Below are 26,267 nucleotides of genomic sequence, written 5' to 3'. Positions count from 1 at the left end.
CTCAAACAGAAGGTATCGAAGCACATGCGTATGCTGCAACGGAAGCCACATCGTGTCCGCAAATATTTTAAGCACGAGAAAATTCGTTATGCCGCATAACAGATACCAAAATCCGCCGGGTTAATAGTTAAGTGCGCTGATGAGATAGCACCGCAATACGAACATCGATGCGAAATAACTGATCGCCGCCGAATATCTTCCATAATTTGCAATTACACACTGTGCTTTTAAACACGCAGTGTCATGTAAACGGACAAAGGATTTCGCGAATGAACACAGAGGTCGCCCCGCTAAACCAAGGCACTGTCATTTCGGTGCGCGGCAGCGTGGTGGATATTCGCTTTGCTCAATCTCTACCACCCATTTTTACACTACTGAACACCAGCGATGCCAGTGTTCGCATAGAAGTGAGAACTCATCTAGATGCCAACACCGTTCGTGGTATTGCCTTAACACCGACCCAAAGCTTAGCGCGAGGCATGACGGTAGACGACAGCGGCGGACCATTGTTGGCGCCCGTCGGCAACGCAATTCTCTCTCGTATGTTTGATGTGTTTGGCAACACCATCGACAGTGGCCCTGCGCTAGATAACGTCACGTGGAAGTCCGTACACAACACCCCGCCTAAACTTATTAACCGCTCAACCCAAGCCGAAATTTTTCTCACCGGTATAAAGGTTATAGATGTGCTAGCCCCCTTAGAGCGCGGCGGCAAGGCCGGTTTATTTGGCGGTGCCGGTGTGGGTAAAACCGTGTTACTGGCAGAAATGATCCACAATATGGTGGGCCATCACGACGGCGTCAGTATCTTTTGCGGCATTGGTGAACGCTCCCGCGAAGGGGAAGAACTGCATCGAGAAATGAGTGAAGCTGGCGTATTGCCTAATATGGTGATGGTGTTTGGCCAAATGAATGAGCCGCCCGGCAGTCGCTTTCGCGTCGGCCACGCCGCGCTCACTATGGCTGAGCACTTTCGCGATGAAGAACACCGCGATGTGCTGCTATTGATCGACAATATATTTCGCTTTATTCAAGCTGGTGCGGAAATCTCGGGGTTAATGGGACAAATGCCCTCGCGTCTCGGCTACCAGCCTACGTTGGCAACAGAGCTAGCCAGCTTAGAAGAACGCATCGCCAATACCCAAGCCGGCGCCATTACGTCGATTCAAGCAGTGTATGTGCCCGCAGACGATTTTACCGACCCCGCTGCGGTACATACTTTCTCCCACCTTTCGGCGTCTATTGTCCTGTCTCGAAAACGCGCTAGCGAAGGATTTTATCCAGCGGTCGATCCACTACTGTCTAATTCAAAAATGGCGACGCCAGGTATCTTAGGCGAGCGGCATTACAATTTGGCGCAAGAAATTCGCCGCACCCTAGCGCAATACGCGGAGCTAAAAGACATCATATCCATGCTCGGCTTAGAGCAATTGTCGGCGGAAGATCGCAAGGTAGTAGCCCGCGCCAGACGACTGGAACGATTCTTTACCCAACCTTTTTTTACCACCGAACAATTTACCGGCATGTCGGGGAAATTAGTGGCTCTTGAAGACGCACTAACAGGCTGCGAACGAATCCTGCGGGATGAGTTCAGTGACCTACCGGAGCAAGCTCTTTATATGATCGGCACCATCGACGAAGCCAATCTTGAGCCAGAATCCAAACCCAACAAGACGAAGCTCGAAAAAGTGACGCCCACCCATGATGAACCTTAAGGTATTGCTGCCCTTTGGGGTTTTCAAAAGCCTTGATGAGATCGAACGCATCGTTGTCGAAACTGATCAAGGGAGTTTCGGCTTACTTCCTAAGCGGCTCGACTGTGTTGCCTCAATTGTGCCCGGCATCTTGACCTACCAACGTCGCGGCGAAGAGGATGTCTATGTCGCAGTAGATGAAGGTGTGTTAGTAAAAACAGGTAAGGACGTGTCAATTTCGGTGCGACATGCTGTTGCCGGCAACGACCTTAATGAGTTGCACAACACCGTTGAACGCGATTTTTTACAACAGAGCATACAGGACAAAAACGTTCACTCCGTCTACCAGAAAATGGAAAGTGATTTTATTCATCGACTATCGGCCTTCCGTAATGACACCTAAGGAACCGCGCGACGCAAGAACACCGTTTTCAGACACCGTAGGCAGCAAGGCTGCGCGTAAATTGAGAGCACAACAAGTAGATACGCCGGGTATTTGGTTTGGTCTCGGTATGATGGGCTTAGTCGGTTGGTCGGTAGCTGTTCCCACACTGCTGGGTGCCACCCTCGGCGTGTGGCTAGACAAACACTATCCCGGTGACCACACCTACACGTTGGCCCTACTCATGGTGGGACTATGTCTAGGCTGTTTCAATGCCTGGCATTGGGTGGGAAAGGAGCAACGGGACATGCATGATCAAGCCAATCAGACCACGCAAAACAGGGGAAAAAGGCCCGATGAATAGTATTGCAGCATTATGTTTGGCCGCTGTCGCCGGTATTGGTCTCGGATTGTTTTTTTATGGCGGTCTTTACCTTACCGTAAGCCGTGGCCTAAATTCGCAACGCCCTGCCCTGTGGTTTTTTACCAGCTTTGTCCTGCGCGTAGCTGTGGTGCTAACAGGATTTTATTTTGTCAACGATGGCCACTGGCAACGTCTCGTCAGCTGCGTGACGGCCTTTATGATCGTCGGTGTGATATTTCCGATGTGGAAAAAAATACCGCCTTCTGGCGACAAAATCAGCGAACAGGGAAACACCCACCATGCACCTTAGCCCAGACGAAATCATTTACTGGCAACTAGGCTGGATCAAGCTTAACGCAACCATTGTATTTACCTGGCTAATCATGCTCGGCTTAGGTCTCGGCTCGCTGCTTATCACTCGGCACTTATCGACAACGCACGAACGCAGCCGCTGGCAGAATTTATTAGAGATTATTGTCACCAATATTGTGAGCCAAATTGAGGAAGTAGGACTGCCAAAACCCAGATACTATCTTGGATTTTTAGGCACCCTATTTTTATTTGTAGCCTCATCGGCCCTGTGCACTATTCTCCCCGGTTTTGAGCCACCCACCGGATCACTTTCAACTACCACCGCATTAGCACTATGTGTATTCGTGGTTGTGCCGTTTTTTGGAATTCGCGAGCAAGGAATCAAAGCCTATTTATCATCGTATACCAAACCCACCATTATCATGTTGCCTTTCAACCTGATTAGCGAGTTATCTCGCACCTTGGCGCTGGCTGTGCGCCTGTTTGGCAACATGATGAGTGGCGCGATGATTCTCGCCATTCTGCTCACTATCACACCGTTTATTTTCCCGATTGTTATGACCTTATTAGGGCTGCTCACTGGCATGGTACAAGCTTATATTTTTAGTATTCTGGCCGCGGTGTATATCGCCGCTGCTGCGCGCACAACCGCGCGTACAACTCCCACTTCAAGCTGAGGATTTTTTATGGATAGTATGACTATTATCGCCGTTACCTCCATTGTGATGGCTGGCTTAACCACAGGGTTTGGCACCATGGGGCCCGCATTAGGTGAAGGTAAAGCCGTCGCCAGTGCCCTAGCCGCTCTAGCGCAGCAACCCGATGCCTCCGCCACCATTACCCGCACCTTATTTGTTGGTTTGGCCATGATCGAGTCCACCGCGATTTATTGTTTTGTGGTCTCAATGATACTGCTCTTCGCCAACCCTTTTTGGACTGCGGGACAATAGGTCATGCTTATTGATTGGTTCACGGTCGGCGCGCAAGTCCTCAACTTTATTATTTTGGTGTGGTTGATGAAGCGTTTTCTATACCACCCCATTCTCAATGCCATTGATGCTCGCGAGAAAAAAATTGCCGATGAATTGGCTCGCGCAGATAAAATCAGTCGCGAGGCAAGCGAGGCCAAAGTCAGCTTTGACGACAAGAACAGAGCGCTTTTACAACAGCGCGAGCAATTGTTGAGCGAGGCGACTGACGCAGCAAAATCAGAGCGTCAACGTTTGATGGCAGAAGCCCGTGAAAACGCAGCCGCTCTAGAAGCCAAACAACAGCGTGCACTGCAAAACAAGATGCAAGCGCTACAGGAATCGGTGCGCAACACGGCGCGAAAGGAAATTTTCGCCATCGCTGAAAAAGCCCTGCGTGATCTTGCTGCGGTCGATATTGAATCACAAATGGTGGCGGTATTTGCCAAACAATTGCGCGATATGGATGAGGAGCAGAAAAGCGCATTGCATGCGGCCTTTACGCTATCCACAAAGCAAGATCCAGATAGCACTCATCCCGAACATCCCACGTCACTGATCAAAGTCATTTCCAGTAACGCCCTACCGGCGGAACAAAAAAACACCATAACCCAAACCCTGAATAATTTTTTGGGCGAGAACAATCAGCTTATATTTGAGCAATCCCCAGACTTAGTCGGTGGTATCGAGCTTTCTGCCAATGGCTTTAAAGTAGGCTGGAGCATTGCTGAATATCTCCACACCTTAGAGGCCGCCGTAACAGACGATATTACTAATCACCTAGACAGAGCTCGGATTGAGCAGCAGACGCTAGCGATATCGTCGAGCGAGGAGAACCCCAAACCGGAAGAAAAGCCTAAACCTGAAACAAACGTATCAAACAGCACTTCGTGAGTTTTCTAATATGACGTCAGCAGAACGCGATACGCTTCCAAACACAGCGACATCCGACGACCTTGAAAATATGTTGGAACACACATTTACGAATATTGGACAAGCCACCAAAGACTTCAAGATGCAACTTCGTCCGCGAGAGGTTGGCAGTATCATCCACAACGCGAACGGCGTCGCCACCGTTTCCGGTCTCCCCAACGTAGGCTCTGAGGAGCTTATTCACTTCCGCGACGGTCTACTCGGTATCGCATTTAATATCGACGAAGACGAAGTCGGCGTGGTACTACTCGGCGATTACTGGAAGCTCAAGGCGGGTGACCAAGTTCAGCGCAGTGGCCGCGTGATGGACGTACCCGTAGGTGACGCCCTACTCGGGCGAGTAATAAATCCACTGGGGGAGCCATTGGATAACGCTGGCCCTATCAATGGCGACATCCGTTTACCCATAGAGCGCCCCGCCCCCCCCATTATGGATCGGGCACCGGTAACCACCCCACTGCAAACCGGTATAAAAGTCATCGACGCCTTAATTCCTATAGGCCGCGGCCAACGCGAGCTCATTCTAGGCGACCGACAAACCGGTAAAACCGCACTGGCCATTGATACCATTGTGAACCAGCGCGGTAAAAACGTCCTTTGTGTGTATTGCGCCATCGGGCAGCGCGGCGCATCCGTCGCCAAGGTCATTGCCACGCTTCGACAACATGACGCGATGGAATACACTGTGGTAGTCGTCGCCGAAGGTAGTTCACCACCGGGACTCAGTTATATAGCACCGTATGCGGCAACCAGCATCGCCGAAGCGTTTATGGAAGCGGGACGAGACGTCGTCATTGTGTACGATGACTTAACCCAGCACGCCCGCGCCTACCGAGAACTCTCATTACTGCTCAAACGTCCGCCCGGCCGCGAAGCTTTCCCCGGTGATATTTTCTATCTCCACTCCCGCTTGCTGGAACGCGCTACTCATCTAAATGACGATCACGGTGGCGGCTCGCTAACTGCACTGCCGATCATAGAAACCGAAGCACAGGATATTTCTGCCTATATCCCCACCAATCTTATTTCCATCACCGATGGCCAAATTTACCTATCACCGTCATTTTTTGAGCTCGGTATTTTACCCGCTGTGGATGTGGGCAGATCTGTATCTCGGGTTGGCGGTAAGGCACAGCGCAAAGCCTATCGCACCGTGGCCAGCAATTTAAAACTGACCTACGCCCAATTTGAAGAACTGGAAACCTTCTCGCGATTTGGCGCTCGGGTAGACACGGCAAGCCAAAAAGTAATTGATCACGGTCAGCGCGTACGAATGAGTCTTAAGCAAGCGGAATGCACGCCCTTCTCAGTCGAAGAACAAATTTTAATATTACTCGCGGTCAAAGAAGGCCTTTTCGACACCATACCCCTAGCAAGTATGCCCAAGGCAGAAAATAGTCTACTAATCACTGCGAAAGATATCCCCAAAACCATACGAGATAACATCGAATCAGTTAAAGGCATTAGCGACGAAGAAACTCAAACCCTTGTCGATCTCGCAAAAGCAGCGTTGGCGAGGTTTATCGTCAGCGAAACTGACATCACTGAGCCACAAAAAAACACTGAAGATAACGCTGGCACAGCGCCAGAATAGGAGCCAAACTTATCGACACTACCGCGAGTTTAAAGCATAAAATCAGCAGTGCCGCTAGCCTACAATCGGTGGTTCGCACCATGAAAGCGGTCGCGGCATCCAGTATTGGCGACTACGAGTGCGCAGTCGCGGCACTAGCTGATTATTACCAAACGGTAGAACGAGGCTTGGGGGCGTGCTTCCGACAGCCTGGCTTATTTCCAGTGAATAACTCGGCAACGCATACCAATCAGCCCGCCTGTATTATCCTATTCGGCACTGACCAAGGACTCGTTGGGCAGTTCAACGACCGCATCGCCGAGCTTGCAAAAGCAACATCGCCATCACTCATCTCCCCTCAAAAGTCAGAAACCTCACAAGCCCTCGTCTGGGTGATTGGCGAACGGTTAAACGAGCGGCTCAATGACATGGGGATTACGACACAAAGACATTTTGATGTACCAAATTCTGTCAAAGCGATTACAGCACTGATCGGGGAAGTACTGCTTGATATTGAGTCCATATACCCGCTAAGCGCACAAAGTGACGTCCAGCTGTTTTATAACCAAACCGGCAATAGCGCAGTGTACGCACCTGTAAACCAAAACCTTCTCCCCCTCAACCAACCATGGTGTGAAGAACTTGCCAAAAAACAGTGGCCCACCAACAACGCGCCAGAACTACTTGGTGAAAGCAGCGCCACTTTAGGCGCATTTATTCGCGAGTACCTTTTTGTATCTCTCTTTCGCGCCAGCGCTGAATCCCTCGCCAGTGAAAATGCTAGCCGATTATCCGCCATGCAAAGAGCTGAAAAAAACATCAGCGAATTACTGAGCGAACTGGAAGTAAATTATCATCGCCTAAGACAAGCAGGGATTGATGCGGAAATGTTCGATGTCATTTCGGGGAGTAATGTGTAAAGAACATATCTCGAATTCAAATAATAGCCGGTCAGAACTGCGTGTAAATGCAATGAAACTATGGTGAACACCAATTTTACCGCGAGACGACTGAATTAGCTGCACTGAAAACAACTGCTCATACCACTCAAGAAACTGAAAGTAGATCCATTAAATTAAAATCTGCGTATCGCCCCTTGTAACTATGCCGAAAATTGAAACATAACTGCCTGATTAGTTGCTATAAAACCTTAACAGACAAAGTTACAATACCATCCAACGTCAGCCCTGAAGTTTTTGAATTGATCTATGTGTCCTAAATTTGAGCTCACCAAGTAATGCCGAGTCAACATCTACCCTCCCTGAATTTAATCCGTGTTTTCGAAGTGGCAGCTCGCCGAATGAGTTTTAAAGACGCTGCAGACGAACTATTTGTATCACCACCGGCGGTAAGTCATCAGATTAGAGCCTTAGAAGAAAACCTGGGGATCGTGCTATTCAAACGAGAAAACCGAAAAATCTCCTTAACGGCAGAGGGCAAACGCTATTACCTGCATGTAAAACGCGGCTTGGACTTAATTGATACCGCGACGCTAGCAGTGCGCAAGGAAAAGAAAAAACGTCGTTTCGTAATCAACACCTTACCCAATATTGCCAGCCTACTGCTGTTCCCGAATATTCACGACTTTCAAGCCAAACACCCGGAACTAAATATTCAGATTGACTCCGACGTGGCAAGAATAGACTTGGAAACATCAGAAGCCAACGTAGCCATTCGGCATGAATGCGGCAATGAACCTGAACTGACTTATCATCCGCTGGTAAAAATTGCCTTAACGCCCCTGTGTAGTCGCAGTTATCTGGAGCAACACCCAGGATTAAGCGATGGTGATTTCCGCAATTGCCGACTCATCAAAATATCAGGAGACACTTACCAATGGCCGCGCTGGCAGACGCAATGGAGTCTGGCCCCAGATACGCAAGATGAGCTCGTAGTTAGCACTGTACAGGCTAGTATTGAAGCAGTGAAAAACAATATTGGCGTGGCCATGGGCTATCTGCCCACGACCTACCAATTCATGAGAAACGATAACGATCTTGTGCTACCCATGCTCAACAAAGTTACACCGCACGGCGAGTGCTTTTTGACTTATTGCAATAGCGATTCCAACGATGAGGTGATTATGGCTTTTCACGAATGGCTGAAAGAAATTATCTCAAAAGAGTGGTCAGATAAGATAAACTAACTCGAAACATCGTATTTTTTCATTTGTCAGCCCCGTGTTTCAGGGGGAAGATACTTGGCAATCGCAACCGATAAGGTGATAGCCAAATGCCACTAGACAGCCCTAACCATCAGCGTATTGAAGCACAAGCACTTCCCCTCACACGACGGGAGCATGACGTCCTCAGAGAACTTGCGCTAGGTAATAGCAATAAGACAATTGCAAAAATCTTATCTATCAGCGCACACACCGTTGATGGATATGTAAAAGATATCTATCGGAAATTGGGCGTCCACAATCGTTCGATGGCGGCAGTAATTGCCTTTCATCATGGAATTCTTGATATACCTAATCGCGCAATGAGCGGCGATCACCGTATTAGCGCGTAAGTGAATCAAGGGGTCCTCAGACTCCTTGATTTCTCATCCCCCCCATGACTCTTAAGGTCGATTTGCCACCAAATAAATCTGCGCTTTGACGCTAGAGCTTCTGAGTATCCGTGCTTTATCTGTGCAAGGTCTTATTTCATTGGGTGTTTCTTTTATCGAGTGCTTCCGCACCAAACTCGTGAAAATAGCGCATGATACTTAAAGCGGCGTCGTTATGGCGTATCAACCACGGATATTCACTTGGCGCGCTCACTATTCCAGCAGGAGGTTTAATTCAATATTGTTGCGGCGATCTAGTCATAGCGCCCTCCTTGGCAGCCTGTAATTGCTAGTTTCAAACGCTATATTAATTGAACATTAGCGAAAAACTTAGAGGGTCTGCTCCCTTGATACTTAATACCTACCTCGTAAACATTTTCTTCCAAATCGGCTTTCCACTCAGAGTATGAAGAATGACAGCACCCACATGCATCACCAGATAGATTGGAATTAGTGCCTCGCCTAATTCGTGAACTTCTTCGGCAAACTTAAACGCACCGCTTTTTAGGCCGTCGTTCAACAAATATATCGCCGTGCCGGTAGCCCCCATCCATGCAAATACAATCAGACCAAATGCTTGCTTAATACCTGCTAGCCCTTGATGGGGTTCTCGCTCAGGTACACCAAGCTTTAAGAGTGTGTATACGTCCTCTATAGCCAAACACCATTGCTGCCGAGAAAATGGCGACCACCCTTTAAAAGTAACCACGTGATGCCCAGGAAACCCCGCCCCAATTCTAAGCAACATAAAGGCCGCCAATGACAGACCTAAATAGGTATGCATCAAGTAACCCAAGGAAGTACCGTCACCCTCTGCCCAATCACCGGTTAGATAAGCCGTAATACCAAATACCGCAATCCCCAAATGAATTGCTTTTGCATATGTCGGATATGAATAACCGCGTTCAACCATGATAAGTTCCAAGCAGCCAAGATATGATCGTTTACTACTACATTTGTTACTCTTACCCCAGCTAAAATAAATTCGAAAAGCCACCAGTTTCAAAACGCGGCTACCTACGCCCTACTGGTATCGAGCATAGCGTGGTCAAACGAAGACGCAATTTATAGCGTTTTGTCCTTATAGGTTGTAAGGCCGAAAGGAACATAAATTGGACACCACCCCAACGCGGCGGTGACAAGCGGAATGGCGCCGATAAGGCCTAACCAAGATTTAAAGAAGACTCCAACCGCAATAACAAAAAGACCTACAATAATTCTGATATTTCGATCTGTTTTGCCTACATTGCATTTCATTTAAACTCTCCTTTTTACTTAGTTGACGACGTTATTATCAATTTTCGTCGACGCTACGCTAAGGCAACGTAGGACCTATGATTCAAGATCATAAGTCCTAAACATCCTCCATGAATTGATTTCGATCAAAGGATCAAGAATTAGAAACCAACCAGCTTTTGATGGTTTCTTTTTCAGGAATTGATCCCGAGTGCATTAGGACATCATCGATAACAATCGCTGGCGTACTCATTACCCCATAGCTCATTACCACCTCTGGACTCGTTTCTTTAGTGACATTAACAGCTACCTTACATTCCGCAGCTACCGACTTAATCAAATCAGCGGCTTTAATACACTTGGCACAGCCACTACCCAACACGGTAATTTCTTTCATATCTCTCTCCTAACTGACATTAACTGCATTTAGTATCCATCCCACTACGGTAAAGGACGCGAGCAACAGAACGAAAATAGTCGCCAGTAGCTTCCAGGTCATTACCTGCTTGAGTAAGATAAACTCCGGAAAACTTGCTGCTACGGTGCTCATACAAAAGGCCAATGTGGTTCCTATGGGCAGCCCTTTGCCAATCAAACTTTCCATTACCGGGATAACCCCAGTCGCATTTGAATAGAGTGGAATACCGAGAACAACCGCTAAGGGAACAGACCACCACTGGCCGTCACCGAGATTGCCCTCGACCCATGAAACTGGCACAAACCCGTGCAGCGCGGCGCCTAGACCCACACCGATAAATACCCATTTCCATACACGACTAAAAATATCCTGTAATTCTTGTTTGGCGAACTCATGTCGTTCTTTAAAGGAAATACTTGCCTTGCCTGTAACTTTACTTAGCGCCGGATTTGCCGATTCATACGCCTTACGAGCGAAGGGTTGTAGTAATCTCTCCGCATGGATAAGGTCGAGAAACATTCCGCCGGCAATGCCGATTGCTAAACCAACCAGCGCATAAATAAGTGTTATTTCCCAGCCAACTATACTCAACAAAAGTAGTACAGCAACCTCATTAATGAGCGGTGAGGTTAATAGAAATGCCATGGTGATTCCGACGGGGATACCGCCAGAGGTAAAGCCTAAAAATATGGGAATACTAGAACAAGAACAAAACGGGGTTATAGCGCCAAATATCGACCCCATAACATAGCCGACAAGCTTATTCTTACCCGCTAAATAATCGCGAACTCGTTCAATATTTAGCGAGGCACGAATGAGTGCAATAAAGTAAATCATCACCAGTAAGAGGAAAAATATCTTGCTGGTATCCTCAATAAAGAAGTGAACCGCATCACCTAGCTTTGAATTCGGCGTTAAGCCAAAAAGGGTAAAAGCAAGAAAGTCAGCCAGTTCTGTAAAAATTGCCAGCATGTAATTTTCCTTATTGGCCTAACACCGCAAACTATATTGGGAAACACCAAAAATATTCCTCATTCGACTCAATGTCTCTTTGCGATTGACATTTGATAACAGAGTACGACGATCGGATGATCTAGTTGATCAAGTATTGCTCATTATCATCCAGCCGCGAGAGCAATTGATCCGGCTGCGACGACTTACCAATGTGAAAGCTGAAAATCGTCACTAATATGTTGCTAAACAAACTCGCGCCGCGTAAAAGCTGGACAGTGAATACCTTGCCGATAATTTATATAGGCTCCCTATTCATCTACGTTGAAAATACTATTGATCACCAGCCTTAACGCGATGAAATCAATATTTCCCACTGCTTCCTAAAAGTAGATGAGCGGAAATTGATAAATGGAGAATGTAAAACGATAACTAGTCGATAACGATGAGGTCTAAGAACTCACCAATACGACGGTCAATTACAATGTATATTGTTTCGCAAAAATGGGAGTTGATGCAGATCAAGCGTCATAGCGTTACTCCCAAGCTTACTCGAACTCCAGCACAGATAACGATCAAGCCACCGAACATCGGGATTCAAATTTGAAAGAAAGACTTAAAGCCCCTAATGGGATCATGGGGGTTACGAGCTAAGCTACCTAGAAATGCCATCTACTTCCGCATTTAACACAATATTTGACTATTCAAGAACCACACCCACACCCACACCACCAAACCCAGAGTAAAAATAGAAATCTAGTAACCACTGCACAGCAACGGTGTTTTATACACTCAGCCAATTACACCATAACGACCTAACGAGACATCTTAAACTGCCGGTGACGAGCGCAAGGATTCAATCTATTACGTTTAATCTCAATATGGCCAAACTGAAGAAACAGCTATCTACATAATATCCTGGGTAGTCCCGTGTTAAACTTGCAGAAACAGCACACCTGACTGCGCAGCGTTATCCATAGATTGAAATGTTTAGATAACCCCCTACACTTAGCAGTGACACGTTTGGCGCATCAACACTGGTTTGTTTACGTGTCAGTATTCATTTCTGCTAACGTCAGTTGTTCTGATACTTGCGGCAGCCCAATATCCATCTCCAAGCCGGAATGATCAGGTCTACATATTGGTTGCTTAGCCTGGCTCAATGTATAAACCACGCTCTAAACATCAAAAAGGCAACACATGTTATCTCGACTGCTAAATTATCGAATATCTAAACACCCGCTCCTACTTTTCAGAAAGACGTATTTCGATGTCACGACCGTAGCTAAATTAAGCAAAATGATCACCAATGGAGATAACACGTCAATTCAACTGACTCATCAGTCGCGCCCGCATCTATTGAGCACACTAGGCATAATTTGCGTATTACTGAGTAGCCTCGCCAGCGCGGCTTACGCTGACTCGGACATCAAATTACAAAGTATCAATGACATCCAATTTAGACTGAATGCCGCTCAGTCCTCTGACAAACTCAGCGCAGACCAACGTGATCTAATCGTTCAGCTCTATCAGAAAACGATTGAGAATCTGACTCTCGCGAACGACGACCGCAATCAGGCCCAGCGGTATATAGAACAAGTAGCAAGCGCCCCCTCACGCGTCGCAGGCTTGCAGCGAGAACTGGACCAAGCTCCCCTAAAGCTTGACATGAGTGGCAAGCTAGAACTTCTGGAAAAACACTTACTCAATCAGCAGACAACATTATTAGAACTACACAGCGAAGAAACCGACATAAATGCTCAGATTTTGAGCGCGCAGCAAGATGTATCGCCACTGATTGAAGCGGCCTTACAGAAACAGTCTGCCGCCGAAGCTCAATTGGCCGAGACACCAGAAAGTGACACAACAGAACTTGCCAAAGCACGCAGAGCATTCAACTTAAGCGAAAGCCGTGCTGCGAATGCGCAGGTTGAATTATTGCAACAACGGCTTATTTCCAGAGATTCAAGACTTGAAATTCTTGATCTGCAGCAACATTTGATCGTGCGCAAAATCAATATATCAAATCAAGCAATCGGGAAATTACAAGACGCCGTTAGCAGCTCCCGCCGAAATCAAGCAGAGGCCGTCGCCAAAGAAGCCCAGCAGCGTCTTATTCAACTGGAAAATGCGAACGAGAATGTTAAGGCCACTGCCAAAGACAATGCTGAGCTCGCAACAGATATCGCCAACGTTACCGCACGTACAGATGAATTATTGAACAAACTCGCTGTATTGCGTGATGAACGGGCTTACGTTGAACGCTACTCCAACAGTATGTCACAACAACTTGCTATTACGGGCGCCGACCGTCTTTCTTCATTAGGCGTTGATTTATTAGCGCAGCGCCAACAGTTTTTTCAACGCGCCTCCCTAACACTAAAACCCAAAGAGTTAGATGAAGAGCTCGCCCGCGCCCAACTAACCAAGCTTCGTCTGGAAGATCAGCAATATTTAATGACCAAAACAGACCTCACTGATTATGAGTCACCGCTAGACAACTTGCGCGAAGTAAAAACTAAGCTGCTTCAGGACGGCATCAAAATCTATCGTCGATACGTTGAAGCGATAATGACTACGCGCAGTGAAAATATCACGTTGAATACAAAGACTGCTGAATACATTGAACTGCTCAATAGTCGTCTTTTGTGGATACCCAGCACGACACCACTATGGCTTCAAGTACAACAGGCCATGACGCAGAAGGATCCCTGGTCTGGCAAATTACCGCGGTGGCAGCCAAGCGCAATGTGGAATGGTGAGCAGTGGAATAATAAATGGCAATTTTTTTTACTGCTCATACCTGGACTTATCATTTTTTTCAAACAGCGATTACTTAGACTGATAAAAGCCTTAGCCAAAAACGTCGGCAACGTAAATCGAGATCGATTTTCTCATACCGCCGCCGCCTTGCTAGTGTCACTCGTACTCGCGGCGCCTGGCCCACTAGTTCTGGCATTTCTAGCAAACTTAACTGCCGACGGCGGCGCAGTTACCCAGCAAATTCACGAAGGACTGAAGAATGCAGCTGGACTTTGGCTATTACTTAATATTTTTCGAGAAGTATGCAGGAAAAATGGTGTTGCCGAACTCCACTTTAAATGGCGTCTCGACATACTGGACGTCACCAGGAAAAATTTAAACTGGCTTACCTTAACACTGGTTTTTGTAACACTCTTTATACCGATTTCAGAACACGCAACAGATGGCGATACCATTATTAGCCGTCTACTTTTCGGTATCTCGTCACTGGCCTTGGCTTATGTATTGCATCGCGTTTTATGGCAACTTTTTCTTTTGCGAAACCATATTTCTCGTCGACAAATCAGCTTTAAATATATAATTCATGGTTTCGCTGTCAGTATTCCTTTAATACTTCTAGGGCTATCTTGGTACGGCTATCACTTTTCGGCACTCACTATTCAAAACAAGCTATTTGTTACTGCCTGTTTACTCGCTGTACTGTTCATATTTTATTCCCTCACTTTACGAGTATTCTCAGTAATTGAACGGCGTATGACACTCGAACGGCTTCGTATTAAGCGCAAAGCCGAGCAAACACAAAGCGCAAATCGGCAGGCAGCGGAAAACGCGGGCGAAGGAATACCTGAAGACATTGGACCGACTGAGTACGATATGAACACAATTAGCCAACAAACCAGAGGATTTTTGGGTTTGTTAACTGGCGTTGCTGCTATCGTCCTAGTATGGGACTTATGGGCCGAAATACTACCGGCACTTAGCGTACTCAATAATGTTGAACTTTGGCATGTTGCGGGCACCAACCCTGCCATGGGAGATCAGGCAATCACTCTGACTGACGGGATGATTGCTATCATCATGATGACATTGACCTACTTGGGCGCCAAAAACTTACCCGGTATCTTGGAAATCTCGATCCTTCGTAAAATGCAGCTTGCAGCAGGAAGCAGTTACGCGATCACCACCGTGGTGAAGTACATTATAGTCATGGTAGGAATCATCGTTTCCCTCAATATCATCGGTGCTCAATGGTCAAAACTTCAGTGGCTAATAGCCGCCCTCGGTGTCGGCCTTGGCTTCGGTCTGCAGGAAATTGTGGCCAACTTTGTATCTGGCCTGCTGATTTTATTCGAACGCCCCATTAGGGTGGGAGATACCGTTACCGTAGGCACCCACACTGGCACCGTCACCCGTATTCGTATTCGCGCGACAACCCTCACTGACTGGGATCGCAAGGAACAGATAATTCCGAACAAAACCTTTATTACTGAGCAGCTCACAAACTGGACCTTAAGTGATTCTATTACCAGGCAGATCATCAAAGTGGGTGTTGCCTACGGCTCAGATGTTCTAGCCGTACATAAATTGCTATCTAAAGTCATTGAGGTAAACCGTCGGATCACCAGAGATCCCCCGCCGTCCGTATTTTTTGTCGGGTTTGGGGACAGTAGCCTCGACTTTGAACTGCGGGTGTTTGTACCGAGTATGTTAGATATCATGCCCTTAATTCATGAAATCCACGTAGAGATAGAAGCAACATTGAGACAACACGGAATAGAGATTCCATTTCCGCAGCGGGACGTGTGGATCAGATCAAAAGAGAAAACACTTACCGACGAGTAAAGTGATGACGCAGGGGCAATGCCCAATATTTCTAACGGAATAAATTAGACGACACAAACGACCAAATGCAGAACAGATAATGAAGGGCCATAAATAGTTCATGTTTCAATGGGGGTGGAATCGGAACGGGGAAATTTGCCGTACCCTTTAGTAAGTAACTGAAAAGGCTTAATTATGAATAATAAACTCATTATCACTAGCTTGGCATGCATGATATTGGCAGCATGCGGTAAGGATAGCGTGTCTGCCAAAGTCCGCGCAGTGACTGATATCAAAGCCTCAGGCGAACTGAGGGTTCTGATGCGCAACGCCCCTACAATTTACTACTTAGATAAAGATAATCATCCGGCTGGGCCTGAGTACCAGATGGCTGAAGCCTTTGCCGACCATCTTGGGGTTAAGCTGACCGTTGTGCTCGAAGAAACGGTCAATGACACGCTGCAAGCCCTAGAAGCCGGAAAAGCTGATATGGCGGCGTCTGGACTTACTATTACTGATCAACGACAAAAACGCTTTCTCTTTTCCAGTCAAACTGAAAGCGTTACCGAGCAGCTAGTTTGTCGGCGCGGTGGCAATGTCGCTAAGTCAATTGATCAACTACAAAGCATTTCCTTAGAGATTGTCGCCGGCAGCAGCTACGAAGAAACCCTACAAACGCTAAAATCTAAGAACCCAGATATCAGTTGGAAAAGTAATACCCAAACCGGCACCGAAGCCTTACTGCAAAAGGTGTGGGACAGTAAAATTGATTGCACCGTGGCAGACTCAACTATTGTCGATGTAAATCGACGCTTTATGCCAGAACTGACTGTTATGTTCGACCTAAGTAAACCGAAGTCGCAAGCATGGGTAATGCCTGCCGATGGTAAATCACTTAAATCTGAAGTAGATCGCTGGTTAAAAAGTGCATCTGCTAAGGCTACCTCACAGCTTGTTCACAACCGCTATTATAGTTTCATACAACAATTTGATTTCGTCGATATTCGCACGCTGATTACCCGAATTGAGGATCGTCTGCCCAAATACGAGTCGATCTTTGCCAAAGCGGCAAAAAAACACAATTTGGATGAATCCCTGATGGCTGCTCAGGCTTACCAAGAGTCGCACTGGGATGCCTCGGCAAAAAGCCCGTCTGGAGTCAGAGGCATAATGATGCTGACTCAAAATACAGCTAAATCTCTAGGTGTTAAAGACCGCTTAAACCCAAAAGAAGCGATCCCTGCTGGCGCCCTATACCTTAATCAAATGAGAGAAAAATTCGACAAAAAAATTCCGGAGCCAGACCGAACTTACATGGCCTTAGCGGCGTACAACATCGGTCGTGCGCATATGCATGACGCGCAATCTTTAGCCCGTAAACTGGGCAAAGATCCCTATAAATGGGCCGACCTAAGAGACGTTCTCCCCCTGCTTTCGGATAAGCGGTTTTACAAAGACCTTAAATATGGCTACGCGCGGGGCTTAGAGCCAGTGCGCTATGTACAACGTATTCGAAACTATGAGGACATTATTAAAGAATATGGCAACTAAAAACCCCCTGTGTCGCCCTAGAGCAGGTACCTATACTCTATAGTCGACGAGGGAGTCTCGACTCCAAATAGGTGAAATGGTACGTGGTTAAGACAGGCTCAAAAACGCCTTGTAACCCTGCACACCAAAATACCGAATCGATTTTTTAATCTTTATCTTCTTAGCAATCAAAGCATCGTCACGATATACCTTTACCACCTGTTTATCGGTATTGGTATCCGTTTCAAATGAATGGGCACAGTTCTTTTGAAGGTTTTCAAATTCGGTTTTCATGATCAATATCATGTCGAAATACCTAATATTCGCTGGAAATTTGGGCTACTTAGCAGTGATTTAAAATACACCTATTCTGTCAAACTCAATACATCAAATACCAGCGTAGATATCCATTTACCTGCCGTACAATCGCACACTTATCACCCAGTCTCTTTGGTTACTATTTAGGACAGCAACCCACCAAAACCATATCAAGCGGCGTATTAGACTTAAAAATGACATCTAATTGACACATTTTTGTCATCTTAAAGTCACTCTGTCACATTAATGTCATATTTATGTAGCAAACTTGCGTCCAATCCAAGGATACCCTTACCTAAGATATCCGCTTACGCAACGAACCGTTGAACGAGGACGCAATGACAAATCTGATATCTAAGTTTGTACCTAAACCAGAATCAACACACGGCCAAGGTTTTTCTAAGCTACTAGCGACTGTGGGTCTTTTAGCCATCAGTTCTACGGCGTTTGCGGCTCCGCAAACCTCTTTCAACCTCTATATGGACAGCAATACCAAGCAGGTATTCACCGAGCCTGGGCCTAACCGCATAAAGCTAGGCACCTTCGAAGCTGTTTCAGAAGAGAGCCAGAAACGTATTACCAAGCTGGAAGAACAGCAAAAAGCCCAAAGCCAGCTAGAGGTTGGTAAAAAAGGCTTGGTGGTCAAATCGGGAAACGGTGACTTCAGCATGAACCTAGGTGGTCGTATCCAAGCTGACGCTAGCATTCACAGCAATGATGACCTGCAAAAACGCAGTAATGGCGACCCAGTTGAAGCCGTTTCTGGCACAGAGATTCGACGGGCTCGCCTTGCGTTAAAAGGCACGTTCAACCGAGATTTCGGATATGTGATTGAAGGCGATTGGGGCGGAAATAGTGTCTCGATGAAAGACGTTTTTGTGGTCTATCACGCCACCCCAAATTTGGAGTTTACGGTTGGTAACCAGAAGCACGCGTTGAGCATGGAAGTTCAGGAAAGCTCAAACGATATTATGTTCAATGAGCGTTCCTTGCTTACCGGCTTAACACTACCTCACTTTGATCGTGCTATCGGCTTGAATGCCAAAACAATGGGCGAGAACTGGTCTTTGCAAGGCGGTATTTATGGCGATGCGATCTCATCAAGCGGCAACGGCGCTGATGAAGGCGGCGGCGTGGCCATGCGCGGCACTTTCGCCCCCATCAACGAAGCAGGTAAATTACTACATATTGGCGCCAACCTCGGTATGCGCAAAGCCAATGACAACAACAGCTTGAGCAACAGTAAAACACCGCGTCTACGCTATGAAACAACCAATATGTCGGACTTCTATCTAACAGATACTGGCAGCATTGCCGGCTTCGACGAAATTCAGCTGTCAGGATTTGAACTCGCAGCCATGCTAGGACGTTTCTCAGCACAAGCCGAGTTTGGCCAAGCTGACATATCACGAGACGGAGGAAGCGACCTGAGCTTCGACGCTCACTACCTCCAATTTGGTTGGTCATTAACTGGCGAAGCACGCACCTACAAAGGATCTGATGGCGAGTTTAAAAAATTAAAAGCGCGCAACAACTTTAACCCTTCCCAAAATAACTGGGGCGCTTGGGAACTAGCGCTGCGAATGGACGAGCTGGATCTTGGCGACGAAGACATTCAGGGTGGTAGCCAGAAGCGTTTGAGCCTAAACCTAAATTGGTATCTGAACGACAATCTACGCGTTTTAATGGGCTATAGTCGCTCTTACGATGTTGAGTCTAGCCCCGTAATACAAATCGGCGGTGGTGAGCCCGACAACATAGATGTGATATCAATTCGCACGCAATTGTCACTGTAATATTAAGCCCCCTCACCCGCCTAGTTTGCGGGTGAGGGATCGCATGAATCCTCTTATAACGAGTTAGAATTCAACCTAAGTATTACTTACCTTTTCAGCGCACATAACACCGCCTGTTTATTTGTTAGCCCAACACCATGATTTTACAAAGCCCTTAATCTATATAAAAGCTCTTTAAAATCAATAAACTATATATTTCCAATACCATGGGCCATTGAATATACTATTCATGGTATTGAAGCTTGACCTTAACTAGGTCTTAGGCAATACCATGAAAAATAATATTGATAATGCAGAACAACTTGTCAATTATATTTATTTTTCTTATATATCAACAAGCTAAGAACACCGACTACTCCCACTCAATTGTCGCAGGCGGCTTGCTACTCACGTCATAGGCAACCCGTGACACTTGTTTTATCTCATTAATAATACGGTTAGATACGGTTTCTAATAGCTCGTAAGGCAAGTGCGCCCAGCGCGCGGTCATGAAATCGATGGTCTCTACTGCACGTAAAGCGATCACGTATTCGTAACGACGTGCGTCCCCTACTACACCGACAGATTTGACCGGTAAAAACACGGCGAACGCTTGGCTAGTTTTGTGATACCAATCGGCGCGGTGCAATTCTTCCAAAAAGATGGCGTCCGCTTCGCGCAGAATATCGGCATATTCTTTTTTAACTTCGCCCAAAATTCGCACACCTAAGCCCGGGCCTGGGAATGGATGGCGATATACCATGTCGTAGGGCAAACCTAACTCTAAACCAATGCGACGCACTTCGTCTTTAAAGAGTTCGCGCAACGGTTCTACTAAATCCATTGCCATATCGTCTGGCAATCCGCCCACGTTATGGTGGGATTTAATAACGTGGGCTTTGCCGGTTTTTGATGCTGCAGATTCAATGACGTCTGGGTAGATGGTGCCCTGCGCAAGAAAGTTAACGTCTTTAAGTTTAGTGGCTTCTTCATCGAATATTGTGATGAACGTATTGCCTATTATTTTGCGTTTTTTCTCTGGGTCTGACTCCCCGGCAAGCTGACTCAAAAAGGCGTGTTCGGCATCGGCACGAATAACTTTTACACCCATATTCTTAGCGAACATGTCCATGACCTGATCACCTTCATTTTTACGCAACAGGCCGTTATCAACAAATACGCAAGTCAGCTGGGTGCCTATCGCTTTATGCAGCAAGGCGGCAACCACAGAGCTGTCTACGCCACCAGACAAACCCAGCAACACCTTTTGATCACCAACTTGAGCACGTACTTTTTCAATGGCGTCTTCAACAATATTGGCTGGCGTCCACAGCGCCTCGCAGCCACATAGCTTTAGTACGAAGTGTTCGAAAATACGCTGCCCTTGCAGAGTGTGGGTAACTTCTGGATGGAATTGTACGCCGTAAAACTTCTTCGCTTCGCACTGCATCGCAGCAATTGGGCAAGACGGCGTTGAAGCCAATACCTCAAAACCTTCGGGCAGACGAATCACTTTATCGCCATGACTCATCCACACGTCTAATAGTGTTTTACCATCGGTACTGTCAATGTGATCGGCAATATCTAAGGTCAACGCGCTGTTAGTTTCTAATTTAATTTGCGCATAACCAAACTCGTGTACCGGCGAGCCTTCTACTTTGCCCCCCATTTGCTCGGCCATGGTTTGCATACCGTAGCAAATACCTAAAACTGGCACACCAAGCTCGAATACTTTTTGCGGTGCCCGTGGCGAACCCGCTTCCGTTACCGATTCAGGACCACCTGCCAAAATAAAACCAGAGGGTTTAAATTCTTCAATGTCGGCATCGTCAATATCAAAGGCGCGAATTTCACAGTACACCCCGATTTCGCGAATACGGCGAGCGATAAGCTGGGTATATTGTGAACCAAAATCGAGAATTAAAATTCGGTGGGCATGAATATCAGGGATGGACACAGCAGCTCTCTCAATAATTTCAGCAGGATTTACTGACAATTCAAATAAACAGAAACCCGCTGGTTCGAAAAACTTTGCAGCGGGTTTCTGTGCTTAACAATGCGACGTAAATTTAAGCATTAGGTCGGGTAGTTTGGCGCTTCTTTGGTGATACTTACGTCGTGAACATGGCTCTCGTTCATGCCCGCAGACGTCACCCGGACAAACTCGGGAACGGTACGCATCGCTTCCATATCGAGGCTGCCGGTATAGCCCATTGCCGAGCGCAGTCCACCCATTAACTGATGGACGATAGCTGATAGCGGGCCTTTGTAAGCAACCCTGCCTTCAATACCTTCGGGCACCAGTTTCTCCGCGCCGTCATCGGCACTTTGAAAATAGCGATCACTCGAACCCTGGGTTTTAGTCATGGCACCAAGTGAACCCATACCGCGATAGGATTTGTAAGTACGACCTTGGAATAGCTCAACTTCGCCCGGTGCTTCTTCTGTACCCGCAAACATCGAACCCATCATGATGGCACTGGCGCCAGCAACAACAGCCTTCGACAAATCACCAGAGAAACGAATGCCGCCATCGGCAATAAGCGGGACACCCGTGCCTTTTAATGCCTCGGCGACATTAGCGATAGCACTAATCTGCGGAACACCCACACCAGTAACAATACGGGTGGTGCAAATTGACCCTGGACCGATACCGACCTTAACCGCGTCTGCTCCCGCCTCTATTAAGGCAAGCGCCGCAGCGCCGGTTGCGATATTGCCGCCAATCACGTCTACCTGTGGATAGCGTTCTTTAATCCAACGCACACGATTAAGTACGTTCATTGAGTGACCGTGAGCAGTATCGACCACCAATACATCGACGCCTGCAGCAACTAAGGCTGCAACACGGTCATCAGTATCGGCGCTGGTGCCAACCGATGCGCCAACGCGCAATTGGCCAGCACTGTCCTTACACGCGAAGGGATAGGTCTGAGCATTGTTCATGTCTTTCACAGTGATCATGCCGGTGAGCTTAAAATCATCATTAACCACCAACACTTTCTCGATGCGATGACGATGCAGTAGCTCACGGGCAACCGCCATGTCGACGCCCTCTTTCACAGTGACCAGTTTTTCTTTGGGGGTCATCATGCTCGACACAGGCACATCCAACTCTTCTTGGAAGCGCACGTCTCGACTAGTAACAATACCAACCAGCTCGCCTTTATCTAAAACCGGCACGCCAGAGATTTTGTGGCGACGACGCAGCTCAAACAATTCGCTAAGGGGTGCGCTGGCCTCAATGGTGATGGGGTCTTTAACAATACCGCTTTCGTGCTTTTTAACAGCGCGCACTTCTTGCGCCTGCTGAGCGATGGTCATGCTTTTATGAATAATGCCTATACCGCCCTCTTGCGCGAGTGCAATAGCAAGCGCGCTTTCGGTAACTGTATCCATCGCGGCAGAAACCAACGGGATATTTAAGGAGATATTGCGAGTCAGCTGGGTCTTAAGGCTAACGTCTTTCGCGGTGACCTCGGAGTAACCGGGGAGTAGAAGTACATCATCAAAGGTGAGAGCTTCTTGGGCAATGCGTAACATATTTTGATTCCGGTGCCTGTGGCTAGAATCCTCGCAATTTTAATTCATGGGCGCCGCCGAGTAAACCGATTCTTAGCGACCGAATACCATATATCGGTATAATGCACCAATGACTACACAAGAACCGCCACAAACCCTAAGCGTCAGCCAGTTAAATGGCTTGGCAAAACAATTATTAGAAGACTGCTTCGCGCAAGTCACCGTTAGCGGCGAGCTTTCTACCCTGTCTCGGCCCAGCTCCGGCCATTGGTATTTCACCTTAAAAGACGACCGCGCTCAAATTCGCTGCGCCTTCTTTAAGGGTAAGAATATGAGGGTCAATTTTAGCCCTGAGCCAGGCCAGCAAGTTAACGTACGCGGTAAAGTTAGTCTTTATGAGGGGCGCGGTGACTACCAGCTCATTGTAGACAGCATGCAACCTGCTGGCGCTGGCGTCTTAGCGCAAGCATTTGAACAACTCAAACAAGAACTGATGGCAGCGGGCTGGTTTGACGCCGAGAACAAAAAGACACTGCCGGAGAACATTCGGCATATCGCCGTAGTCACGTCACCCACAGGCGCCGCCATTCACGACATTTTATCGGTATTAATGCGCCGCTGGCCCAGCATGCAAATTAGCGTATTACCGGTACTAGTGCAGGGTGAGCAGGCTGCACAGCAAATCGCCGATGCAATTCTAAAAGCCAATATTTGGGCTAGTCAGGGGCTGCAAAACTTCGATGTCATTTTAGTATCGCGCGGCGGTGGCTCATTGGAAGATCTATGGCCGTTCAATGAGCGTGAGGTCGCAGCTGCGATTTACAACTCCGCGCTGCCGGTTGTTAGCGCCGTTGGGCACGAAGTAGATTTTAGTATCAGCGACTTTGTCGCCGACGTCCGCGCCGCCACCCCGTCTGCTGCCGCCGAACTGCTAAGCCCAGACCAAGGTGAGTTGATCTCACGACTACATTTACTCAAGGGCCGCCTCGCCAATAGCCAATTGCGCAGATTTGCGCGATGGCGCGAACAGCTGCTATCGATTACCCGCCGAGTGCGCGACCCGCGCAGTCAATTACGCGAACAAAGTCAGCGCCTAGATGATTTAGAGATGCGTTTACAGCGGCAGTGGCTGCAAGCCCAGCGGCAGCGCAAACAGCGCCTACATGCGGCAAATCAACAACTCGCCCTACTCAACCCCGAACGCCAATTGAAAACAAAATACAAAGAACTGAATGCACTGCGTGGACGGATGCAACTCGCCATCAAACTACGACTACAGCAGCCACGAATTGCATTAAAAAATATGGAGCAACAACTCAAGACCCTTGGGCCAGAACAAACTTTAAACCGAGGCTACGCCATTATTAGCGACGAAAGTGGCGCTATTGTTCGCGACGCGGCGAACTTACAGAAAGGCCAAGAATTAAACGCCAAGTTTGGGCGAGGAAGCGCAGAACTTATCGTTAATAAATAATCTTATAACAAAGCCTGTGTTTACCAACTTCAACTTAGCACAGCACAGCACAGCACAGCACAGCACAGCACCACAGTTTGAGAGCTAATGACTTTATAAGTAATCATCTGCGTCGGCTCACTGCCTAAATCATTTACCTCCCAATTGATAATCGCCGAAAAAACATCATCTCTCGTGCGCGCATCACTTGCCATCAAGCCAGCCAATTTGAGTTATTGAGAGAGATCTTTTTACCCATGCGACACCGTTAGTAAATCCTTGCAGCAACATACCACCTGGTATAATATCAATTTAAATACCACTTAGTATGTTTTAATCGGAAGACGCAGTGCCTATTAATCTAAATCAAAAAATAAGAATCTGCCGACATTGCATGATCTTTTTCTCAGCTGCGCTGCCACTTCACAGTTGGGCAGGCATCGGATCTTTACCCCTTGGTTTCGGGACAGATAGCGTTTCAATGGCTGGCACTGATATGGGATTTTCCGGCGACCCACTCAGTATCAACAATAACACTGCTGGTATCGCTATCTCTAAGCAAGCTCAATTTAGCACCGTAATTGAACCCGTTTTTATGAACGGTATTCGCCACGCAGACTCCTTAAACAACGACGACCGCTCAGGTAATGATCGTGCGATACTTATAAGTAGCGCTTGGTCAACACCACTTGAGAATCATTCCGATATAACCGTCGGCTTAGGTTTTTTTGCCCAGGGCGGAGTTGGCTTTGACTATACGAACCTAAATACTGCCTTCGGCACCACGGACGACCTTACCGCCATGTTCGGGGTCTTTCGGCTAGCGCCCGCAATAGCATGGAACGTGAACGACAAGTTACGAATTGGCTTTAGCGGATCTATAAACTATTCCCAAGCCGAACAAGAGATATTTCCAAACACATCCGATGCCGGAAGTGGCTTTGCCGGCTTAGAAATAGAGGACCTCAGCGGCGTTAGTTACGCGTGGCGCGCGGGCTTGCAATACGATATTAACGAGCAACTTACCCTCGGAATAGCTTATGGTTCCGACACAAAACTGGTATTAAAAAATGGCAATGCAACCGCTAATTTTGAAGCGATGGGTCTCGGTCGTGTTAAATACAACTCAGCCAAGATCGACGGCTTATCATTACCGAGTGAGCTAGGCATTGGGTTAGCATGGCAAGTAAGTCCGCAACTTACCCTTGGCGCTGACTTCAATTATTATCGTTGGCGCAAAGCTCTAGGAAAGGTCTCAACCACGCTGTCAGAAGCGCAAACAACTGGCGCACCAGATAGCATAAAATTAACGAATGATTTTGGTGGGCAAAACCAATTCGCAAGGTCAATTGGTGCAAAATTCAAACTAAACGATCAAACGCAAATCACTGCGGGGATCAATCACCTTGGCAATATCATAAAACACGGCTACGAATCTCCACTAAACAACCTCCTCGCCAAGTGGCATTTCACCGCGGGCGTAAATCACGAAATTGCCCCACACTGGGAAACATCAATAGGGTATGTCTACGTGCCAAAAATAAAACGCCAGTACACAAATACGCAACTGCCACTAGGAAGCGACGCGGAAGAAACCTGCGGTGCCCATTGGTTCGCCTTCGGCCTTACATATACATGGTGAGGCCATTGAAGGTATACGGCGCATCATAGACACTACGCTGAACAACACATTCAGCTTAT

23 protein-coding genes are annotated in these 26,267 nt (G+C 47.3%); 16 read left to right on the top strand and 7 right to left on the bottom strand.

Features of this window, described 5'->3' with window-relative positions:
• Positions 1-269: 269 nt before the first annotated feature.
• The 11 genes from atpD (at position 270) to O9X78_RS09625 (ending at position 8,740) form a co-directional block, all read left to right on the top strand.
• Positions 270-1,715, top strand: coding sequence for a F0F1 ATP synthase subunit beta (atpD, locus tag O9X78_RS09675; protein ID WP_269619439.1), 1,446 nt, complete (start codon positions 270-272; stop codon positions 1,713-1,715).
• A complete protein-coding gene (locus tag O9X78_RS09670; protein ID WP_269619438.1) occupies positions 1,702-2,097 on the top strand; it encodes a F0F1 ATP synthase subunit epsilon in 396 nt (131 codons plus the stop codon). The genes atpD and O9X78_RS09670 overlap by 14 nt, the downstream gene beginning before the upstream one ends.
• Positions 2,087-2,440 carry an AtpZ/AtpI family protein gene (locus O9X78_RS09665; RefSeq protein ID WP_269619437.1) on the top strand — a complete coding sequence of 118 codons (354 nt, stop codon included), beginning with the start codon at positions 2,087-2,089 and terminating at the stop codon, positions 2,438-2,440. The genes O9X78_RS09670 and O9X78_RS09665 overlap by 11 nt, the downstream gene beginning before the upstream one ends.
• A complete protein-coding gene (locus tag O9X78_RS09660; protein ID WP_269619436.1) occupies positions 2,433-2,750 on the top strand; it encodes an ATP synthase subunit I in 318 nt (105 codons plus the stop codon). Before O9X78_RS09665 ends, O9X78_RS09660 begins: the two co-directional genes overlap by 8 nt.
• On the top strand, positions 2,740-3,429 hold the full coding sequence (locus tag O9X78_RS09655; protein ID WP_269619435.1) for a F0F1 ATP synthase subunit A: 690 nt from the start codon (positions 2,740-2,742) through the stop codon (positions 3,427-3,429). Before O9X78_RS09660 ends, O9X78_RS09655 begins: the two co-directional genes overlap by 11 nt.
• A gap of 9 nt (positions 3,430-3,438) precedes the next feature.
• Positions 3,439-3,702: a F0F1 ATP synthase subunit C gene (locus tag O9X78_RS09650; RefSeq protein ID WP_269619434.1), complete on the top strand. Its 264-nt coding sequence runs from the start codon at positions 3,439-3,441 to the stop codon at positions 3,700-3,702.
• 3 nt (positions 3,703-3,705) lie between these two features.
• Positions 3,706-4,614, top strand: coding sequence for a F0F1 ATP synthase subunit B family protein (locus tag O9X78_RS09645; RefSeq protein ID WP_269619433.1), 909 nt, complete (start codon positions 3,706-3,708; stop codon positions 4,612-4,614).
• A gap of 10 nt (positions 4,615-4,624) precedes the next feature.
• Positions 4,625-6,247 (top strand): alternate F1F0 ATPase, F1 subunit alpha, encoded by a 1,623-nt coding sequence (locus O9X78_RS09640; RefSeq protein WP_269619432.1) that lies wholly within the window; start codon positions 4,625-4,627, stop codon positions 6,245-6,247.
• Positions 6,244-7,146 carry a F0F1 ATP synthase subunit gamma gene (locus O9X78_RS09635; protein ID WP_332108522.1) on the top strand — a complete coding sequence of 301 codons (903 nt, stop codon included), beginning with the start codon at positions 6,244-6,246 and terminating at the stop codon, positions 7,144-7,146. Before O9X78_RS09640 ends, O9X78_RS09635 begins: the two co-directional genes overlap by 4 nt.
• A 317-nt stretch (positions 7,147-7,463) precedes the next feature.
• Positions 7,464-8,372, top strand: coding sequence for a LysR family transcriptional regulator (locus tag O9X78_RS09630; RefSeq protein ID WP_269619431.1), 909 nt, complete (start codon positions 7,464-7,466; stop codon positions 8,370-8,372).
• An 86-nt stretch (positions 8,373-8,458) separates the two neighbouring features.
• Complete coding sequence (locus tag O9X78_RS09625; protein WP_269619430.1) at positions 8,459-8,740, top strand: response regulator transcription factor; 282 nt, start codon at positions 8,459-8,461, stop codon at positions 8,738-8,740.
• Between the two features lie 400 nt (positions 8,741-9,140).
• Here O9X78_RS09625 and O9X78_RS09620 read toward each other — a convergent pair whose 3' ends face one another.
• The 4 genes from O9X78_RS09620 to O9X78_RS09605 form a co-directional block, all read right to left on the bottom strand.
• Complete coding sequence (locus tag O9X78_RS09620) at positions 9,141-9,692, bottom strand: cytochrome b/b6 domain-containing protein (protein WP_269619429.1); 552 nt, start codon at positions 9,690-9,692, stop codon at positions 9,141-9,143.
• Between the two features lie 152 nt (positions 9,693-9,844).
• Positions 9,845-10,036, bottom strand: coding sequence for a YgaP family membrane protein (locus O9X78_RS09615; protein ID WP_269619428.1), 192 nt, complete (start codon positions 10,034-10,036; stop codon positions 9,845-9,847).
• 133 nt (positions 10,037-10,169) lie between these two features.
• Complete coding sequence (locus O9X78_RS09610; protein ID WP_269619427.1) at positions 10,170-10,412, bottom strand: thioredoxin family protein; 243 nt, start codon at positions 10,410-10,412, stop codon at positions 10,170-10,172.
• Between the two features lie 9 nt (positions 10,413-10,421).
• Complete coding sequence (locus O9X78_RS09605; protein ID WP_269619426.1) at positions 10,422-11,405, bottom strand: permease; 984 nt, start codon at positions 11,403-11,405, stop codon at positions 10,422-10,424.
• 1,179 nt (positions 11,406-12,584) lie between these two features.
• Here O9X78_RS09605 and O9X78_RS09600 point away from each other — a divergent pair.
• The gene (locus O9X78_RS09600) at positions 12,585-15,989 is read left to right on the top strand and encodes a mechanosensitive ion channel domain-containing protein (protein ID WP_269619425.1); all 3,405 of its coding nucleotides are present in this window, start codon (positions 12,585-12,587) and stop codon (positions 15,987-15,989) included.
• Positions 15,990-16,163: 174 nt separating this feature from the next.
• Positions 16,164-17,519, top strand: a complete 1,356-nt coding sequence (gene mltF / locus O9X78_RS09595; protein WP_269619424.1) for a membrane-bound lytic murein transglycosylase MltF — start codon at positions 16,164-16,166, stop codon at positions 17,517-17,519.
• A gap of 87 nt (positions 17,520-17,606) precedes the next feature.
• Here mltF and O9X78_RS09590 read toward each other — a convergent pair whose 3' ends face one another.
• Positions 17,607-17,804 carry a hypothetical protein gene (locus O9X78_RS09590; RefSeq protein ID WP_269619423.1) on the bottom strand — a complete coding sequence of 66 codons (198 nt, stop codon included), beginning with the start codon at positions 17,802-17,804 and terminating at the stop codon, positions 17,607-17,609.
• A gap of 350 nt (positions 17,805-18,154) precedes the next feature.
• Between O9X78_RS09590 and O9X78_RS09585 the strand changes: the two genes are divergently transcribed.
• Entirely contained in the window at positions 18,155-19,612 is a 1,458-nt protein-coding gene (locus O9X78_RS09585; RefSeq protein ID WP_269619422.1) for an OprO/OprP family phosphate-selective porin, read from the top strand.
• 352 nt (positions 19,613-19,964) lie between these two features.
• Here O9X78_RS09585 and guaA read toward each other — a convergent pair whose 3' ends face one another.
• Together guaA and guaB are read right to left on the bottom strand one after the other, a co-directional pair.
• A complete protein-coding gene (gene guaA / locus O9X78_RS09580; protein WP_269619421.1) occupies positions 19,965-21,548 on the bottom strand; it encodes a glutamine-hydrolyzing GMP synthase in 1,584 nt (527 codons plus the stop codon).
• 119 nt (positions 21,549-21,667) lie between these two features.
• The gene (gene guaB, locus O9X78_RS09575) at positions 21,668-23,134 is read right to left on the bottom strand and encodes an IMP dehydrogenase (protein ID WP_269619420.1); all 1,467 of its coding nucleotides are present in this window, start codon (positions 23,132-23,134) and stop codon (positions 21,668-21,670) included.
• A 109-nt stretch (positions 23,135-23,243) separates the two neighbouring features.
• Here guaB and xseA point away from each other — a divergent pair, with 109 nt between their 5' ends.
• Together xseA and O9X78_RS09565 are read left to right on the top strand one after the other, a co-directional pair.
• On the top strand, positions 23,244-24,587 hold the full coding sequence (gene xseA / locus O9X78_RS09570) for an exodeoxyribonuclease VII large subunit (protein ID WP_269619419.1): 1,344 nt from the start codon (positions 23,244-23,246) through the stop codon (positions 24,585-24,587).
• Between the two features lie 373 nt (positions 24,588-24,960).
• On the top strand, positions 24,961-26,208 hold the full coding sequence (locus O9X78_RS09565; RefSeq protein WP_492220227.1) for an OmpP1/FadL family transporter: 1,248 nt from the start codon (positions 24,961-24,963) through the stop codon (positions 26,206-26,208).
• Positions 26,209-26,267: the final 59 nt, after the last annotated feature.

It is taken from the genome of Zhongshania aquatica, from assembly GCF_027257955.1.
Taxonomy (GTDB): Bacteria; Pseudomonadota; Gammaproteobacteria; order Pseudomonadales; family Spongiibacteraceae; genus Spongiibacter; species Spongiibacter aquatica.
The sequence above is the reverse complement of the archived record's forward strand: the minus strand, read 5'-3'. Positions and strand labels throughout refer to the sequence as shown.

Bases quoted from the DNA above. Each gene is read 5' to 3' on its own strand.
- atpD (WP_269619439.1), top strand. From the start codon at position 270: ATGAACACAGAGGTCGCCCCGCTAAACCAAGGCACTGTCATTTCGGTG.
- O9X78_RS09670 (WP_269619438.1), top strand. From the start codon at position 1,702: ATGATGAACCTTAAGGTATTGCTGCCCTTTGGGGTTTTCAAAAGCCTT.
- O9X78_RS09665 (WP_269619437.1), top strand. From the start codon at position 2,087: ATGACACCTAAGGAACCGCGCGACGCAAGAACACCGTTTTCAGACACC.
- O9X78_RS09660 (WP_269619436.1), top strand. From the start codon at position 2,433: ATGAATAGTATTGCAGCATTATGTTTGGCCGCTGTCGCCGGTATTGGT.
- O9X78_RS09655 (WP_269619435.1), top strand. From the start codon at position 2,740: ATGCACCTTAGCCCAGACGAAATCATTTACTGGCAACTAGGCTGGATC.
- O9X78_RS09650 (WP_269619434.1), top strand. From the start codon at position 3,439: ATGGATAGTATGACTATTATCGCCGTTACCTCCATTGTGATGGCTGGC.
- O9X78_RS09645 (WP_269619433.1), top strand. From the start codon at position 3,706: ATGCTTATTGATTGGTTCACGGTCGGCGCGCAAGTCCTCAACTTTATT.
- O9X78_RS09640 (WP_269619432.1), top strand. From the start codon at position 4,625: ATGACGTCAGCAGAACGCGATACGCTTCCAAACACAGCGACATCCGAC.
- O9X78_RS09630 (WP_269619431.1), top strand. From the start codon at position 7,464: ATGCCGAGTCAACATCTACCCTCCCTGAATTTAATCCGTGTTTTCGAA.
- O9X78_RS09625 (WP_269619430.1), top strand. From the start codon at position 8,459: ATGCCACTAGACAGCCCTAACCATCAGCGTATTGAAGCACAAGCACTT.
- O9X78_RS09620 (WP_269619429.1), bottom strand. From the start codon at position 9,692: ATGGTTGAACGCGGTTATTCATATCCGACATATGCAAAAGCAATTCAT.
- O9X78_RS09615 (WP_269619428.1), bottom strand. From the start codon at position 10,036: ATGAAATGCAATGTAGGCAAAACAGATCGAAATATCAGAATTATTGTA.
- O9X78_RS09610 (WP_269619427.1), bottom strand. From the start codon at position 10,412: ATGAAAGAAATTACCGTGTTGGGTAGTGGCTGTGCCAAGTGTATTAAA.
- O9X78_RS09605 (WP_269619426.1), bottom strand. From the start codon at position 11,405: ATGCTGGCAATTTTTACAGAACTGGCTGACTTTCTTGCTTTTACCCTT.
- O9X78_RS09600 (WP_269619425.1), top strand. From the start codon at position 12,585: ATGTTATCTCGACTGCTAAATTATCGAATATCTAAACACCCGCTCCTA.
- mltF (WP_269619424.1), top strand. From the start codon at position 16,164: ATGAATAATAAACTCATTATCACTAGCTTGGCATGCATGATATTGGCA.
- O9X78_RS09590 (WP_269619423.1), bottom strand. From the start codon at position 17,804: ATGATATTGATCATGAAAACCGAATTTGAAAACCTTCAAAAGAACTGT.
- O9X78_RS09585 (WP_269619422.1), top strand. From the start codon at position 18,155: ATGACAAATCTGATATCTAAGTTTGTACCTAAACCAGAATCAACACAC.
- guaB (WP_269619420.1), bottom strand. From the start codon at position 23,134: ATGTTACGCATTGCCCAAGAAGCTCTCACCTTTGATGATGTACTTCTA.
- xseA (WP_269619419.1), top strand. From the start codon at position 23,244: ATGACTACACAAGAACCGCCACAAACCCTAAGCGTCAGCCAGTTAAAT.
- O9X78_RS09565 (WP_492220227.1), top strand. From the start codon at position 24,961: ATGATCTTTTTCTCAGCTGCGCTGCCACTTCACAGTTGGGCAGGCATC.